This is a genomic window from Yersinia aldovae 670-83 (assembly GCF_000834395.1).
Lineage (GTDB): Bacteria > Pseudomonadota > Gammaproteobacteria > Enterobacterales > Enterobacteriaceae > Yersinia > Yersinia aldovae.
Genome location: NZ_CP009781.1, coordinates 2571847 through 2586701, shown reverse-complemented (window position 1 = coordinate 2586701; position 14855 = coordinate 2571847). Strand labels below are relative to the sequence as shown.

Here is a 14855-nt window from a genome sequence, read left to right as displayed (position 1 = left end):
ATATTGATATAATCAAAACTTTTTTATTCTTTAATTGGATGAAAAGTTTCTGGCACGCTCAGTCTCAAGCTAACTAACGTGGTTAATAGCCCTTTAAGTTTATAACAACAAATCTGGGGAGCGGATCAATGCGTAAATGGGGTGTAGGTTTGTTATTGTTGCTGTTGGCATCAGGTGCGATGGCAAAAGATATTCAATTGCTGAATGTGTCGTATGATCCGACGCGTGAGTTTTATCAAGAATATAACCAGGCATTTAGTCAGCATTGGCAAGCGCAAACCGGTGACAAAGTGACGGTGCGTCAATCGCATGGTGGTTCTGGCAAGCAGGCGACCTCGGTGATTAATGGTATTGAAGCTGATGTGGTGACACTGGCGCTGGCTTATGACGTCGATGCTATTGCTGAGCGTGGTCGTATTGATAAAGAGTGGATTAAGCGCCTACCGGATAACTCCGCACCGTATACCTCGACTATCGTGTTTCTGGTGCGTAAAGGTAATCCTAAACAGATTCATGACTGGTCAGATTTAGTGAAACCAGGAATTTCGGTCATTACACCTAATCCGAAAACCTCGGGTGGCGCGCGTTGGAACTATCTGGCGGCGTGGGGTTATGCGCTAGAGCATAATAATAACGATCAGGCCAAAGCGCAGGAATTTGTTAAAACGCTATATAAGAATGTGGAAGTATTGGATTCTGGCGCGCGTGGTGCTACTAACACTTTCGTTGAACGTGGGATTGGCGATGTATTGATTGCCTGGGAGAATGAAGCTCTGCTGGCAGTCAATGAAGTGGGTAAAGATAAGTTTGATATCATCACGCCAAGCGTTTCTATTTTAGCGGAACCGACGGTATCGGTGGTTGATAAGGTGGTCGATAAGCGCGGCACCCGTGACGTCGCTGATGCATATCTGAAATACCTGTACTCACCGGAAGGCCAGACTATAGCGGCCAGGCACTATTATCGCCCACGAGATCCGGCAGTCGCCGTTAAATTTGCCAATGAATTCCCGCAACTAAAATTGTTTACTATCGATGACGTCTTCGGCGGCTGGACTAAAGCACAGCAGACACATTTTGCGACGGGTGGCACCTTTGATGAAATAAGTAAGCGATAATCTTTAGCCGCACAAAAACAATAAAACCGGGGCTGGTGATTTCACCCCGGTTTTATAACGCTTAACAATAGCTTAAAGCATTAATTAGGCTTTTTTAGCTTTTGCAGCCGCTTTCACGATAACGGCAAAAGCATCGGCTTTCAGTGATGCACCGCCAACCAGCGCGCCGTCGATATCAGGCTGGGTGAACAGTTCAGCGGCGTTTTTGTCGTTAACAGAACCGCCGTACTGAATGATAACTTGCTGCGCAATTGCCGCATCTTGCTTGGCAATATGGTCACGGATAAATTTGTGAACCGCTTGCGCTTGAGCAGGGGTGGCTGATTTGCCGGTACCGATCGCCCAAATGGGTTCGTAAGCGATAACCGTGCCTTCGAACGCTTTCACACCCAAAGTATTCAGCACCGCGTCCAGTTGTTTGGCACATACCGCTTCAGTTTGACCTGCTTCGTTTTCTGCTTCGGACTCACCGATGCACAATACCGGGATCAAGCCTGCGTCTTTCAGTACGCCAAATTTCTTGGCGATGAATTCATCACTTTCTTTGTGATAAGTCCGACGCTCAGAGTGACCGATGATGATGTATTGCGCACCGATATCTTTCAGCATTTCAGCAGAGGTTTCACCAGTAAATGCGCCAGACAGGTTCACGTCAACGTTCTGTGCACCCAGAGCGATACGGCTACCCGCCAGCTCATGTTTAGCCTGATTCAGATAGATAGCCGGTGGGGCAATGGCAACGCCACAGCCGTCAACCATGCTCAATTCTTTGCGCAGGCCAGCGATAAGCTCGTTAACCATGTGAGTGCTACCGTTCAGCTTCCAGTTACCCATTACTAATGGATGACGCATGTTACTTCCTCCAACAAGGGACGCGAGGGTCAATAATAATGACTGCCGACAGGCAGTTTACCTGTCCAACAGTATAGAGATGATCAGTGGCAATGGCTTTGCTTTTCGTCATTAATTGCAACGACATCACGAATCAGATAGTGACAGCTTAATCGGTTCAACCGCGAAGGTAAGCCCTTTTTCACCGTTGTCTGCCACAACATAGCGAATCGCACCGACCGTATTAACGTGGAAAGGTAACCCTTTGCCTTTTGCCAGCAGGCTTTGCACATTATCGAGACTTTGTTGTAGCGTTAGTGTCGGTTCAAACTGGCGCATCAGAGCCGCCATATAATTGACCGCCACCAGCCTGGCGGCTTTCTCCTCACTGCCTTTTATTGGTAAATAAGTGATCTGTATGGTTTTAATCTTACCGGTGCCTTTTTCCAGTGCAGTGGAAGCATAGAGATTCTCATTAATCTTACTGGCAGCGCGCGTCAGCGGCGGTAAGTCATCTTGTAGCGTAATTGCGTGAAACTCACTGATAGGCCGTGTTGGGTTGGCTCGGTTGTAGCTTTCGCGGAATTTTACCAGCGTCAAATCAAAGGTCGGTGCCCCGGAAAGCAGATAAGGCGCGGTTGGCTGAGCCTCTTCGACTGGCTGGCCGCTGTCATCAGCAGGATCGGCATGAGCGCGACTAACTGTTGCTATTAGCAGCAGTAGTGTCAGCATTGCGACTCTTTTTTTTCTCATGACTACGCCGTCGTTAGGTGTGTGTGTAGGGGATTAAAGCGGTTATAGGGGGTGATTGTCAAAATTCACTGCAAAGATTATAGGTTAGTTAGTGCCTTGAGGTACACTTTGGTCGAAATAATATAAGGTAAATGGATCGGGTCGTTAATGACAATACAGCAGTGGTGTTTCTCATTTAAAGGCCGTATCGGGCGGCGAGATTTTTGGATCTGGATGGGCCTGTGGCTCGCGGCCATGCTGGTTGTTTTCACCTTGGCGGGCAAGGATGTTCTGCCTATTCAAACCGCGGCTTTTGCTATCGTTTTTTTACTGTGGCCAACGGCGGCAGTGGTGGTCAAACGGCTACATGACCGCAATAAAGCGGGCTGGTGGGCGCTATTAGTGGTTCTGGCCTGGATGCTGATGGCTGGTAACTGGCAGATGATGGCACCTGTTTGGCAATGGGGTGTCGGGCGTTTTATCCCTACACTGATTATTGTCATGATGTTTATTGATTGTGGTGCGTTTGTCGGGAGCGAAGGAGATAACCGTTTTGGCCCAGAAGCTGAGCCAGTTAAGTTTTTAGCAGAGAAAGCGCAGTAGTTCCCTTACGCTTAATCGACGGGTAAACACGCCGTTAGGGCCGTGAACCGCCAAAGTGTTCACCCCCGTCACGGTGTGTTTACCAATACTGTTCGCTGGTCATATGACCAGGTTTGCGGCGTAAGTGTTTACGCATCTCACGTTGTTCTTTCAGCAATTGCTGGGTATCACGCACCATCTGCGGGTTGCCACACAGCATCACATGGCTGTCTTGTGCATCTATTTTAAGGCCGACCGCCGCTTCCAGTGAACCATTCTCAATCAGTGCTGGCACCCTGCCGGTTAACGAGCCGGGTGACTCTTCACGGCTGACCACGGTCTGGATGCGTAACTTGCCGTTATAGCGCTGCTCAAGTTGTTGCATCAGTGGTAAATAACTGAGATCACGGGTAAAACGTGCCGCATGGAGTAACACCACATTTTTGAAGCGCTCCAAATCACGCCCTTCTTGTAAAATCGACAGATAAGGGCCAATCGCCGTGCCGGTTGCCAGCATCCACAGCGTCTCGCAATCGGGGATCTCTTCCAACACAAAAAAGCCTGCGGCTTGCTTGGTGATCATCACTTCGCCGCCCACCGGCAGTTGATCCAGCCGTGGGCTGAGTTTGCCTTCCGGTACGGTGACCAGATAGAACTCCAGATTATCATCGCTCGGCGCATTGACGTACGAGTAAGCCCGCTGCACTCGCTCACCGTCAATATCTAATGCCAGCTTGGCGAATTGACCGGCAGTAAAGGGATCAATTGGCGCATTGACCCGAATACTAAACAACGAATCTGTCCAGTGTTCGATGTGAGTAATCTTGCCACTAACCCATTCAGCCATAATTCTGATTCCCTTTATTCAAATACTTATCGAAAGTAGTACCCAAAGCGATGACGGTATTTTAGGGCATTTGGTAGAAAAAAATTATCGATTACGTGTGCATCCTTCGTTCTGCCGTTGTTACACAGTATGGACAGTTTACTTTACGGCGGTGGTGGTTTTATCTGCCAGTCGGTCATTTGGCAATATGTCGTGCTGGCTCGCTAAAATTTCCAAATTTGTTAGCTTATGCGCCGATAGTGAGGTGTGCCACTTTTTGATCTCGGCGTGGCACGTATTGCGGCTAATCAATTAGTTAAGACAATGAGAAAAATAGAGAATTTCCACCTGCTGGTAATGTTAATTCTGTTGGTTGCGGTTGGTCAGATGGCACAAACCATTTATGTGCCGGTGATTGCGGATATCGCCCGCGATTTATCGGTTCGCACCGGAGTGGTACAGCGCGTCATGGCGGCGTATCTACTGACCTATGGTTTTTCACAACTGATTTATGGACCGCTATCAGACCGCGTCGGGCGTCGCCCGGTGATTCTGGCCGGTATGATGATATTCATGTTGGGGGCGCTCGGTGCGTGGCTGGCGGGCAGCCTGACTATGCTGGTGGCAGCCAGCGCCCTGCAAGGGATGGGCACCGGCGTGGCCGGAGTGATGGCGCGCACCATGCCGCGAGATTTATATGCAGGTACTGCGTTACGTTATGCCAACAGTATGCTGAACATGGGGATTTTGGTCAGCCCGCTCATGGCACCGGTTATCGGTGGGTTATTGGCAAGTCTATTTGGCTGGCGGGCCTGCTATGCATTTCTGCTGTTTTTATGCGGCTGTGTAGCATTTTGTATGTTCCGCTGGTTACCGGAAACTCGGCCACAGCAAACAGAAAAACGCCCAATGCTGGCCAGCTTTCGCCTGCTACTATCCGATGGCGCGTTTAGCTGCTATATGGTGATGCTGGTTGGGGCGCTGGCGGGGATTGCGGTATTTGAAGCCAGTGCGGGTGTGCTGATGGGCGGCGTACTGGGGCTAAGTGGGGTTACAGTGAGTATTTTATTCATCCTACCAATACCTGCGGCGTTTTTTGGTGCATGGTATGCCGGTCGTGACGGTAACTCCTTCCATAACCTGATGTGGCACTCAGTGATCAGTTGCTTATTAGCGGGCTTGATGATGTGGGTTCCCGGCTGGTTTGGCATCATGAATATCTGGACGCTGGTGATACCGGCGGCGCTGTTTTTCTTTGGCGCAGGCATGTTGTTCCCACTCGCCACCACAGGAGCGATGGAGCCATTCCCTTATCTGGCCGGTGCGGCGGGTGCCTTGGTCGGTGGGTTGCAGAATATAGGGTCAGGGCTGGCGACATGGTTGTCTGCCATGTTGCCGCAAACCGGGCAATTCAGCCTGGGATTGCTGATGTTTGCTATGGCGGTAGTGATATTGCTGTGCTGGTGGCCACTCTCCCATCGGATGCAACCGCAAGAGCATCGGGTTTAACCGCTATTTTGTGAACGACGGGGTTAACGCACCTGGGGGCGCTTCCCCTTCGTTTAACTTTATATCAGCCGCCAGTATTTTAACTTTTTTGCTAAATAATTCGTGAGCCGAATTACAGCAAGAACTCATGCAGTGCCGGGTCTTTGCGATCAAGGAAGTGGGTCGAACGGATACGGCGGATGGTACGGGATTTACCGCGAATCAGCAGTGTTTCCGTGGTTGCCATGTTTCCTTTGCGATAAATGCCTTCCAGCAGGTCACCTTTGGTTATTCCGGTGGCAGAGAAAATCACATTATCATTCCGTGCCATATCACCCAGCAGCAGCACTTTGCCTGCTTCAATGCCCATCGCTTTGCAGCGTGCCAATTCTGCTTCACCGATGCGACGGTTATCTTCGTTATCACCCTTCACCTGATGGCGTGGTAATAATCGGCCTTGCATATCTCCGTCCAGTGCACGAATAACCGCAGCAGAAATGACCCCTTCAGGTGCGCCACCGATGCAGTACATCACATCGACTTCACTTTCTGGCATACAGGTCAGAATCGAGGCTGCGACATCGCCGTCCGGAATAGCGAACACTTTGACACCCAGTTGCTGCATTTCGGCGATGATGCCGTCATGGCGCGGTTTCGCCAGCGTAATAACCGTTAAGTCTGTCAGTGGCTTATTGAGTTTAGTGGCGATATTGCGCAGGTTTTTTTCCAGTGGCAAGTTTAGGTCGATAGTACCTTTGGCTCCCGGCCCCACTACCAGTTTTTCCATATACATATCAGGCGCATGTAGAAATGTGCCTTTATCCCCCACCGCCAGCACTGCGAGCGCATTGGCCTGACCCATTGCGGTCATGCGGGTGCCTTCAATCGGATCTACCGCGATATCCACTGCATCACCGTGGCCGGTACCGACGTTTTCGCCGATATACAGCATCGGGGCTTCATCGATTTCACCTTCACCGATAACAATCTGCCCATCAATATTGACCTGATTGAGCATAATGCGCATGGCATGTACGGCAGCACCGTCAGCGGCATTTTTATCGCCCCGACCCAGCCACTTATAACCTGCTAGTGCAGCAGCTTCGGTGACACGGGAAAACTCGATGGCTAGTTCACGTTTCATGGTTAGACCTGTTGATTGCACAATGGAGGAGTTGGATATGGGCGAGAATTCTATCACTCTTCGTACTTGAAGTCGTAGGAGGTTAGTGGTGCTGGTTATTTGGCTTATGTGGGTTAATAAAAAACGCGCCATCGGGGGGCGATGGCGCGTTTTTGAGAACTGACAACAGGCGGTCTGTTACTCTTCGTGATCTTCCCACGCTTGAGCACGGGCCACGGCTTTCTTCCAGCCACGGTAGCGGACATCACGTTCGGTAGTTTCAATCCCTGGGCGGAATTCACGCTCAATCGTGGCTTTGCTCTTCACTTCGTCTAAATCATTCCAGAAGCCGGTCGCCAGACCCGCCAGGAACGCAGCACCCAGTGCAGTACTTTCACGGATTTCAGGGCGCTCAACGCGCGTGCCCAGAATGTCTGCCTGGAACTGCATCAGGAAGTTGTTCGCTACCGCACCACCATCAACACGTAGCGATTTGAGGCGCGCACCGGAATCCGCTTGCATGGCATCCAGTACATCACGCGTCTGATAAGCAATAGATTCGAGTGTTGCACGGATAATGTGGTTGCTGTTAACACCACGGGTTAGGCCGAAAATAGCACCACGCGCATACGGGTCCCAATACGGCGCACCGAGGCCGGTGAAGGCAGGCACCACATACACGCCGTTGCTGTCTTTCACTTTGGTGGCGAAGTATTCAGAGTCATCGGCATCGCTAATCAGTTTCAGCTCATCGCGCAGCCACTGGATGGAGGCACCACCAATGAATACCGCGCCTTCCAGCGCATAGTTAACTTCACCGCGTGGGCCGCAGGCGATGGTGGTCAGCAAGCCATGTGTGGACTGAACCGCTTCCGTGCCGGTGTTCATCAGCAGGAAGCAGCCAGTACCGTAGGTGTTTTTTGCCATCCCCGGTTGTACACAAAGCTGGCCGAACAGCGCGGCTTGCTGGTCACCAGCAATACCTGCGATTGGAATACGTGTCCCGCCTTTACCACCAATGTTGGTCTGGCCGTAAATTTCTGACGATGGGCGAACTTCAGGCAGCATTGAGCGCGGGATATTCAGCGCTTTCAGCATGCGCTCATCCCACTCTTTGGTGCGGATATTAAACATCATGGTACGCGACGCATTGGTGTAATCCGTTACGTGTACACGGCCTTGAGTCATGTTCCACACCAGCCAGGTGTCTACGGTACCAAACAGCAACTCGCCACGTTCAGCGCGTTCACGGGCACCTTCTACGTTATCGAGAATCCATTTTACTTTCGTGCCGGAGAAATAAGGGTCAACCACCAAGCCGGTGTTATAGCGGATGTACTCTTCCAGCCCCTCTTTTTTTAGTTTCTCACAGATATCGGCGGTACGGCGACATTGCCAGACGATAGCGTTATACACCGGTTTACCGGTCGCTTTATCCCAAACAATGGTGGTTTCACGTTGGTTGGTAATACCGATACCGGCGATTTCGTCAGAATTGATCCCCGCCTTCGCCAGCACTTCAACCAAGGTGGAGCTTTGTGTCGCCCAGATCTCCATCGGATCATGTTCGACCCAACCGGCTTTGGGATAGATTTGAGTGAATTCACGCTGAGAAACACTCACGATATTGGCATCATGATCTAACACCACGGCTCTGGAACTGGTTGTTCCCTGATCAAGCGCGACAATGTATTTCTTTTGAGTAGTATTTTCAGTTGTCATAATTAGCCTACTTATAAGTTTTCGTAAATCTATTGGGTAGTATCTATTATTTATGCTTTACGTTCTGTGGTCGTTGCCGTGGTTTCTTCTTCCTCTGCAACACACACATCACACGGCAAATGGCGGCCTATCAGAGCGCGATAGCCAAATGCGCCTAACAGCGCACCAACGATAGGGCCGAAGATAGGAACCAGGAAGTAAGGAATATCACGACCACCGGTGAAGGCGATTTCGCCCCAACCCGCTAAATAAGCAAATGCTTTTGGACCAAAATCACGCGCTGGGTTTAAGGCAAAACCAGTCAGTGGCCCCATTGATGCACCAATAACGGCAATCAGAATACCAATCAACAGTGGCGCTAGTGGGCCACGGGGAATGCCGTTGCCATCATCGGTCAGGGCCAGAATCAGGCACATCAAAATAGCGGTAATCACAGTTTCAACCAGGAAAGCCTGGAAAACAGAAATATGTGGATTCGGGTAAGTAGAGAAGATACCGGCCAAATTGAGGCTTTCGGCACTGCCACGCACCATCTGGTGGGTTTGTTCGAAATCAACGAACAGGTTGTAATACAGGCCGTAGACTAACGCTGCGGCACAAAATGCACCGGCAACCTGCGCCACAATGTAAGGGATAACTTTACGGCGATCGAAGCAGGCGAATAACCACAATGCGATGGTTACGGCCGGATTAAGATGTGCGCCCGAGATGGCTGCTGTCAAATAGATGGCCATAGCAACGCCCAGGCCCCAAATGATACTGATTTCCCACTGCCCAAAACTGGCCCCTGCCAACTTCAGTGCGGCAACACAGCCGACACCAAAAAAGATCAGCAGACCGGTACCGAGAAACTCTGCGATACATTGGCCCTTTAAGGTAGAACTAGCGGTTTGGCTCATAGTTGTGTCCTACAGACAGAGATTTATAGGGTATTTCTTATTTTTGCCCCTCAAGTAATCAGGGGAGTGATGTAAATTTATCGTTAACGAGCACAAACGAGAAATAGCGAAATCAAAATGTGTGTGGTCTGTCATAAAAATGAGCGCTTTCGCGTTATCCGCAGTGATTAAGGTACTTTCAAAGTGTGATCAGACCAGTGTTTTCCCATTGGGTTGTTAAATCCATGTATAAATCTAAAAGATAGGAGCGGAGGATTTTCGGCTTTTGCTGATAGTTACGGAAACGAAATTGCTACAGAGTGTGGTTTGTACCGGTATGCCGCTAGACAGGGGGGGGCTGGCTACATACAATCAGTTCAATAAGAGCATCACTTCCTTAAGCTGTGTCGCCTTTGCGATGGAACGTGTTGAGCATAGCGCTTGTTACACGAGTTTGATGCATATATAGCGCGATAAGTATTCACTGCAGTTTTATCTGTCGATTGTTGCTTTAGGTCATACAATGACTTTAGTAAATCATGATGGCTGCGACCAAAAGATGTACGCCTTGCGACTCATAAGGGGACCGAAGAATGTCATTTGAAGTATTTGAGAAATTGGAAGTAAAAGTTCAGCAGGCGATTGACACCATCACGCTGTTACAGATGGAAATTGAAGAGCTGAAAGAGAAAAATAACACCTTGTCCCAAGAAGTTCAGGATGCTGCTGGTGGCCGTGAAGCGTTAGTGCGCGAAAATGAGCAACTGAAACAAGAGCAGCATGTGTGGCAGGATCGTCTGCGGGCACTGTTGGGAAAGATGGAAGAGGTCTGAGTGCCAGTTGGCTAAAGCATCATCAGTACGTTGTTGAAAGCCGCTAGTCACGCAGCCACTTCGAGTACGAAAGGCAAAAAGGGCGATATCAATATCGCCCTTTCTAATCGGAATTATCTATAAGCCAGAGGGATGTTATTCAATATCCAGCGGTTCTTCTGACAAGATGATCCCGGTGTTATCAGCATACAGATGATCGCCGGAGAAGAAGGTGACACCGCCGAAATTCACGCGGATATCGCTCTCGCCCACACCTTCATCGGCTGCACCGACCGGAATGGCAGCCATTGCCTGAATACCGATATCTAACTCAGCCAGATCGTCTACCTGACGCACGGCACCATAAACAACAATGCCTTCCCAATTGTGCTCTAATGCCAGCTGTGCCAATTCAGCATCAATTAATGCACGGCGCACTGAACCACCGCCATCAACGACCAGAACACGGCCAAGACCGCCCTCTCCGAGTAAATCGAACAACAAGCCGTTATCTTCGAAACATTTTACGGTAGTAATCTTGCCACCAAATGAAGTACGTCCGCCAAAATTGGAGAACAGAGGTTCTACCACATTTACCTCTTCATGATAGATGTCACAGAGTTCGGAAGTATCATATTTCATAGGATTAACGTCTGGTTGCGGCTGGGATGGTAAGTATATCCCTTTCTGCCTACTGTTTGCAAAATCATCAATTGTTAAATTCATCCGGGCAGCCTTATTGGCAGCCACCCGGCGAGTATTTTAACGCGAACGGACAGGGCTTAGTTGAAGACCAAACCTACGGCGAACAGGATATTGGTCAGCAAGGCGGCTTTGACCATGTGCTCTAGCATTGGGCGCATACCCGTTGCTGTGGGGTCATGCAATACCAGTCCGACGTGTTTGGCCAACAAGGGAATGGCCAGAATAAAGAGCCAACCCGCCCAATTATGCAGATAAAGAATAGTGAATAATGTCAGGCAGAAGATAGCCGTGACAATCAGCAGGGTATGATAATAACGTGCGACTACCGGGCCTAAACGCACTGCTAGCGTATTTTTACCGTTGGCTTTGTCATTTTCGATATCGCGCAAATTATTAATATTCAACACAGCAGTTGCCAGTAAACCACAGGCGGTCGCTGGTAGCATGACGATACTGTCGAAATGCCCGGCTTGCAGATAATAAGTCCCGGCGACACTGAGCCAGCCGAAAAATACCAATACCGAGATATCACCTAACCCCATGTAGCCATAGGGTTTTCTCCCCACTGTATAGGTAATGGCTGCGAGAATGGCCATTAATCCGAGTAGCAGGAAGCCGAGGACGTCACTGGGTTTTTCACAAGCCACGCCAATCAGTGCTATCCCAGAAAGCACGGTGAGGGTTACGGTGATTATCAGTGCCACTTTCATCTGTTGGCGGCTAATCACCCCTTTCTGCATCCCACGCAATGGCCCGATACGTTCTTCGGTATCACTGCCCTTAATGGCATCACCATAATCATTGGCGAGATTGGACAAAATTTGTAACAGTCCGGCAGTTAATAAGGCGAGCAATGCGACTGCCGGCTTAAAACTATCAAGCCAGACAGCCAGAGCTGAACCGGTAACGATAGAGGCAAAGGCCAGTGGCAGTGTTTTTGGCCGTAGGCTTTCCAGCCAAGCCTGGGTCTGGCTGGTGCTGGTTAAGCGGGTATTAGTTGATTGGCTCATGTTCTGCTTCATTGTATAGGAGTCTGGGCCGCCCATATCGGCGAGTTAAAACCATCATATAATAAAAATAAGAGTGGGAGGCGATGCCTCCCACTCTTAAATTGGCGAACCATTTTATCCAGCAAAGGCATATAAAGCGAATTATAGGATAAAACGACTCAAATCTTCATCTGCTACCAACTCATCCAGATGCTTACCGACATATTCCGCATCAATAGTGATGGATTGACCATTACTTTCGCTGGCGTCATAGGAGATATCTTCCATCAGACGCTCCAGTACCGTATGTAAACGACGTGCGCCGATATTCTCGGTGCTTTCGTTCACCTGCCATGCGGCTTCAGCGATTTTACGGATACCTTCACGGGTAAAATCAACGGTGACACCTTCGGTCGCCATCAATGCTTTGTACTGCTCGGTCAATGATGCACTCGGCTCAGTCAAGATGCGTTCGAAATCATCGGTGGTCAGCGCCTGCAACTCAACACGGATCGGCAAACGACCTTGTAGCTCTGGAATCAGGTCTGACGGGCTGGATACCTGGAATGCGCCAGAAGCAATAAACAGAATATGGTCAGTTTTCACCATGCCGTGTTTGGTTGAAACGGTACACCCCTCCACCAGTGGCAGCAAGTCACGCTGCACCCCTTCACGCGACACATCTGGGCCTGACGTCTGGCCGCGTTTACAGATTTTATCGATTTCGTCGATAAATACGATCCCGTGCTGCTCGACGGCATCAATCGCCTGCTGTTTCAGCTCTTCTGGATTAACCAGTTTCGCTGCTTCTTCTTCAATCAGCAGTTTGAAAGCTTCTTTGATTTTGATTTTTCGCGGTTTTTGTTTCTGACCGGCGATATTCTGGAACATGGATTGCAACTGGTTCGTCATCTCTTCCATGCCCGGAGGTGCCATGATTTCAACCCCTACCGGTGACGCTGCCAAATCAATTTCAATTTCTTTGTCATCCAACTGACCTTCACGCAGTTTTTTGCGGAAAGCCTGACGGGTGGCCGATGGCTCTTGTGTTTCATCCGCCTGGCCCCAGTTATTTTTGGCCGGTGGGATCAGCACATCCAAAATGCGTTCTTCGGCCAGTTCTTCAGCACGATAGCGCATTTTCTCAATTGACTGCTGACGCACCATTTTAATCGCCGCATCGGTTAGATCGCGGATGATAGAGTCCACTTCTTTACCAACATAGCCCACTTCGGTGAATTTAGTCGCTTCAACTTTAATGAACGGCGCATTGGCCAGTTTCGCCAGACGGCGGGCAATTTCAGTTTTACCTACACCAGTTGGGCCGATCATCAGAATGTTTTTCGGAGTAACTTCATGGCGCAGCTCTTCGTTAAGCTGCATCCGACGCCAGCGGTTACGCAGGGCGATAGCCACTGCTCGCTTGGCTTTATCCTGGCCGATGATATAGCTATCAAGCTCGCTGACTATCTCGCGTGGGGTCATTTCAGACATGTCACTCTATCCTTACGCTTTATACGTTAATTCTTCGATGGTTTGGGTGCGGTTGGTGTAGATACAGATATCCCCCGCAATGCTCAAAGATTTCTCCACGATATCTTTGGCACCTAAATCAGTATTTTCTAACAATGCGCGTGCAGCCGATTGGGCATAAGGCCCGCCGGAGCCGATAGCAATCAGATCATCTTCAGGCTGAATCACATCACCGTTACCGGTAATGATAAGTGATGCCGTTTCATCGGCCACGGCTAGCAGCGCTTCAAGTTTGCGTAACATGCGGTCAGTGCGCCAATCTTTGGCTAGCTCAACCGCAGCTTTAGTCAGATGACCCTGATGCATTTCCAGTTTGCGTTCAAATAGCTCAAACAGGGTAAAGGCATCGGCAGTACCGCCAGCAAAACCGGCAATGACCTTATTGTTATAAAGGCGGCGTACTTTTCTGGCATTGCCCTTCATTACGGTATTACCCAGAGTGACCTGGCCATCACCACCTATAACGACATGACCATTACGGCGTACACTTACAATTGTTGTCACGAGCGGACCCTCGTTGCGGACTGAATGAGTCCCCGCCTGTCTGTCAAAAAACAGTACGGGGTATATTGAGTTTATAAATGGGGGAGGATTGCTACTTTTCAACCCCCAACAGCGAGGGGAATGCATCCTGATTGGCCTGCGCTTTTCAAACGCTGCAAGGTTTTATCTGCGGCAGCCTTGGTGCTGTAGGGGCCGAGCACCACGCGATTCCAGCCACCACCAGAGGTAATGCGGCTTTCGATCCCTCCAAATGCTAACTGCGCTCGAATAGATTCGGCCTGATCAACAGCCTTGAATGAGCCACATTGCACCATCCAACGCTGGGTTTGTTCTTTCTCTTTTTCCGCTTTAGGTGGCGTAACCGCCTGTGTTACCGGTGCAGTTGGTGCTGTACGTGGCACTTGTGCCGGTTTTGGTGCTGGTGTCTGTGCTGGCACCTGCGTTTGCACCGGTGTGAGTGCCTGACGTGGTGGCGTTAACGGTTGCTGCTGCATCGTTGTGACCGGTGGTTTGATAGTCACCGCAGATCGCGGTACTGGCATCCCTTGGTTATACGGCACCTCTGACAGTTGCGTTGGCTGCTGACGCATATCCGCCTGCATCTGTTCCAGCAGTTGGCGCTGCTCATTGGTCAGTTGTGTTTTAGCATTCACTTCACCACCCGCTGAAGGCTCAGTGGGTGTCTGAACGCCAATCTGGCGATTTTCCAGTTCTTTAATATAACGCCAGCGTTCTTCCGGTTTAGGGGGTAACCCATTACCGGTACGTGGATCATGACTGGGAAGTAGCGGAAGTTCACCCGGCTTATTGTGGGTGATGAAATAGAGGCCACCAACAAATACCACTAATAGCGCGACAGCCAGTGCTATCACGGTTTTAGATACTGCTGGAGCACTGCTTTTTTTCCGGCTAGTGCTTTTGCGCCGCGCTCCTGAGCGCCCTCGGCTTACATAATCTCTTTGTGCCACTATCGTTTCGCTGCGTCGTAATGATGGAATAAGTCCGTCATGTT

Annotated in this window: 15 protein-coding genes; 4 read left to right on the top strand and 11 right to left on the bottom strand. The window is 49.9% G+C overall.

The features are described from left to right. Positions 1-128: 128 nt before the first annotated feature. Positions 129-1118, top strand: a complete 990-nt coding sequence (locus AT01_RS11760) for a sulfate ABC transporter substrate-binding protein (protein ID WP_042547280.1) — start codon at positions 129-131, stop codon at positions 1116-1118. 84 nt (positions 1119-1202) lie between these two features. On the opposite strand, the gene tpiA is transcribed toward AT01_RS11760, so the two are convergent. Next, entirely contained in the window at positions 1203-1970 is a 768-nt protein-coding gene (gene tpiA / locus AT01_RS11755) for a triose-phosphate isomerase (RefSeq protein ID WP_042547279.1), read from the bottom strand. Between the two features lie 126 nt (positions 1971-2096). Continuing rightward, positions 2097-2702: a DUF1454 family protein gene (locus AT01_RS11750; RefSeq protein WP_042547278.1), complete on the bottom strand. Its 606-nt coding sequence runs from the start codon at positions 2700-2702 to the stop codon at positions 2097-2099. 147 nt (positions 2703-2849) lie between these two features. On the opposite strand from AT01_RS11750, the gene AT01_RS11745 reads away from it, so the two are divergent. Continuing rightward, the gene (locus AT01_RS11745; RefSeq protein WP_042547277.1) at positions 2850-3284 is read left to right on the top strand and encodes a DUF805 domain-containing protein; all 435 of its coding nucleotides are present in this window, start codon (positions 2850-2852) and stop codon (positions 3282-3284) included. A 79-nt stretch (positions 3285-3363) separates the two neighbouring features. Here the strand turns inward: AT01_RS11745 and fpr are convergent, their stop codons facing one another. Beyond that, positions 3364-4110, bottom strand: coding sequence for a ferredoxin--NADP(+) reductase (gene fpr / locus AT01_RS11740; protein ID WP_004704806.1), 747 nt, complete (start codon positions 4108-4110; stop codon positions 3364-3366). A 303-nt stretch (positions 4111-4413) separates the two neighbouring features. Between fpr and emrD the strand changes: the two genes are divergently transcribed. Then, positions 4414-5598 (top strand): multidrug efflux MFS transporter EmrD, encoded by a 1185-nt coding sequence (emrD, locus tag AT01_RS11735; protein ID WP_042548605.1) that lies wholly within the window; start codon positions 4414-4416, stop codon positions 5596-5598. Between the two features lie 112 nt (positions 5599-5710). Here emrD and glpX read toward each other — a convergent pair whose 3' ends face one another. From glpX to AT01_RS11720, 3 genes are all read right to left on the bottom strand, one after another. Beyond that, complete coding sequence (gene glpX / locus AT01_RS11730; RefSeq protein WP_042547276.1) at positions 5711-6721, bottom strand: class II fructose-bisphosphatase; 1011 nt, start codon at positions 6719-6721, stop codon at positions 5711-5713. A gap of 177 nt (positions 6722-6898) precedes the next feature. Beyond that, a complete protein-coding gene (glpK, locus tag AT01_RS11725) occupies positions 6899-8422 on the bottom strand; it encodes a glycerol kinase GlpK (RefSeq protein ID WP_004704798.1) in 1524 nt (507 codons plus the stop codon). 50 nt (positions 8423-8472) lie between these two features. Continuing rightward, complete coding sequence (locus tag AT01_RS11720) at positions 8473-9321, bottom strand: MIP/aquaporin family protein (protein WP_042547275.1); 849 nt, start codon at positions 9319-9321, stop codon at positions 8473-8475. Positions 9322-9893: 572 nt separating this feature from the next. Here AT01_RS11720 and zapB point away from each other — a divergent pair. Next, positions 9894-10133 carry a septal ring assembly protein ZapB gene (gene zapB, locus AT01_RS11715; RefSeq protein ID WP_004704796.1) on the top strand — a complete coding sequence of 80 codons (240 nt, stop codon included), beginning with the start codon at positions 9894-9896 and terminating at the stop codon, positions 10131-10133. A gap of 135 nt (positions 10134-10268) precedes the next feature. Here the strand turns inward: zapB and rraA are convergent, their stop codons facing one another. The 5 genes from rraA to ftsN form a co-directional block, all read right to left on the bottom strand. Continuing rightward, a complete protein-coding gene (gene rraA, locus AT01_RS11710) occupies positions 10269-10754 on the bottom strand; it encodes a ribonuclease E activity regulator RraA (protein WP_042548604.1) in 486 nt (161 codons plus the stop codon). Positions 10755-10894: 140 nt separating this feature from the next. Further along, on the bottom strand, positions 10895-11827 hold the full coding sequence (locus AT01_RS11705) for a 1,4-dihydroxy-2-naphthoate polyprenyltransferase (RefSeq protein WP_042547274.1): 933 nt from the start codon (positions 11825-11827) through the stop codon (positions 10895-10897). Between the two features lie 141 nt (positions 11828-11968). After that, the gene (hslU, locus tag AT01_RS11700) at positions 11969-13300 is read right to left on the bottom strand and encodes an HslU--HslV peptidase ATPase subunit (RefSeq protein ID WP_004704790.1); all 1332 of its coding nucleotides are present in this window, start codon (positions 13298-13300) and stop codon (positions 11969-11971) included. 12 nt (positions 13301-13312) lie between these two features. Continuing rightward, the gene (hslV, locus tag AT01_RS11695; RefSeq protein WP_004704788.1) at positions 13313-13843 is read right to left on the bottom strand and encodes an ATP-dependent protease subunit HslV; all 531 of its coding nucleotides are present in this window, start codon (positions 13841-13843) and stop codon (positions 13313-13315) included. A 98-nt stretch (positions 13844-13941) separates the two neighbouring features. Continuing rightward, a complete protein-coding gene (gene ftsN / locus AT01_RS11690; RefSeq protein ID WP_042547273.1) occupies positions 13942-14811 on the bottom strand; it encodes a cell division protein FtsN in 870 nt (289 codons plus the stop codon). Between the last annotated feature and the right edge of the window lie 44 nt (positions 14812-14855).